A 1,533-nucleotide genomic window follows, 5' to 3' on the forward strand; every position below is an offset into this window, starting at 1 on the left:
AGCACGGTCATGCGACCGAACCCGGGCAGCGTGCGTGTCCCTTCAAAGCGATGATCATCTCCGCGGTAGTTCGACCGTGATCAGCGTGCCGTTTCCGGGTTCGGATACGAGATCGATCGTGCCGTTATGCGCCTCGACGAACTGCTTGGCGAGCGGCAGGCCGAGCCCCAGCGCACGATCGCCGATCGTCTTGGATTCGGCGAACCGGTCGAACGCATGCGCGACGCCTTCCGCGCTCATCCCCGCGCCGTCATCCGACACGACGATCCGCGCATGCGTTGCATTGCCGTCGGCGTGCAGGAGAATCCGCCCCCCCTCGGGCGTACCGGCGACCGCGTGACGCAGCAGATGCTCGACGATCTCACGCAGTCGCTTGGGATCGCCGCAGATACGCCCGGTCGAGCGCCCGATCTCGATCGCGAAGTCCAGCTTGCGACGCCGCGCGGTCGCCTGGATCGAGCCTGCCGCGGCGCGGGCGACCACCGCCAGCTCGACATCGGTGCGCACCATCTCGGTGCTCTCGCTCTCGGTCCGGGTCAGGTCGAGCACGTCGTCGACCAGCAGCCCGAGCCGCTCGACCGATTCGAGAATGGCCTCGAGATACCCCCCGGCCTGTTCGCTCATCGGCCCGGCATAGCCACCGTGCAGCATCTCGGCGAAACCACTGATCGACGTCAGCGGCGTCTTGAGCTCATAGCTCATGTTCGCGACGAACGCCGTCTTCACCTTGTCCGCCGCCTCGAGCGCGTTCGCGCGTTCGCGCAAGGCCTGCTCCGCACGCCGGCTGTCGGTGATGTCGAGCATCGTGAACAGCGCGTTGCCGTCGGGCAGCGGGACGCCCGCGAATTCGAAATGCCGGCCGTCGGCAAAGGCCACGCGGCCCCCGCGCTGCTGCCGTCCGGCGGTCGCCGATCGCACGAGATCGGGGATCAGCGCCGACCGGTTGGGCGTCATCAACTTGCCCGCGGCCGCATCGGCAAAGACGTCGACACGCGGATGACCCGCAAGGAATTCCTCTTCGAGGCCCCACAGCACCCTGAATCGGTTATTCCACAATTGCAGCCGGCCGTCGGCGGCGAACACGCCGAGCGCCTCGAACAGGTTGTCGAAGGTGGCGGTACGGACGCGCAGCAGCGTGTCGCGCGCGCTGGCGAGCTGGACATGCTCGGTGCGGTCCTCGAAGATCAGCAACAGCCCGCCATCGGGCAAGGGCTGGGCGACAACGCGCAAATGCGTACCGCCGCGCAGGTGCCAGATCTCCTCGCTCGCGCCGCCGTTCGGCATGGTCCCGGTCTGCATGAACCATGCGCGACGCTCGGCCTTCCATGCCGGAAAGTCGCGGACCTCCGGGAGCCTGTCCGCTTCGCGCATCCGTTCGAGCACGCGGTCGAATTCGGGACGGTCGGCGAGCCACTCCGCCCGCATCGCGAACATGCGCCGGAACGGCTGGTTGCAGAAGACCAGGCCGCGGTCGCCACCGAACTGCGCGACCCCCGCCGACAACCGGTCGAGCATCGCCCGCTGCGCCTCGGC

General features: G+C 68.0%; 1 protein-coding gene. It reads right to left on the minus strand.

The window, feature by feature from the left end; all coding sequences use genetic code 11:
* Positions 1 to 54: 54 nt before the first annotated feature.
* The coding region (locus sphsw_RS01395) for a sensor histidine kinase (RefSeq protein ID WP_031439050.1) at positions 55 to 1,533 on the minus strand (1,479 nt) is incomplete at its 5' end.

This window comes from Sphingomonas sp. FUKUSWIS1 (genome assembly GCF_000733135.1).
GTDB classification, from domain to species: Bacteria; Pseudomonadota; Alphaproteobacteria; order Sphingomonadales; family Sphingomonadaceae; genus Sphingomonas; species Sphingomonas aerolata.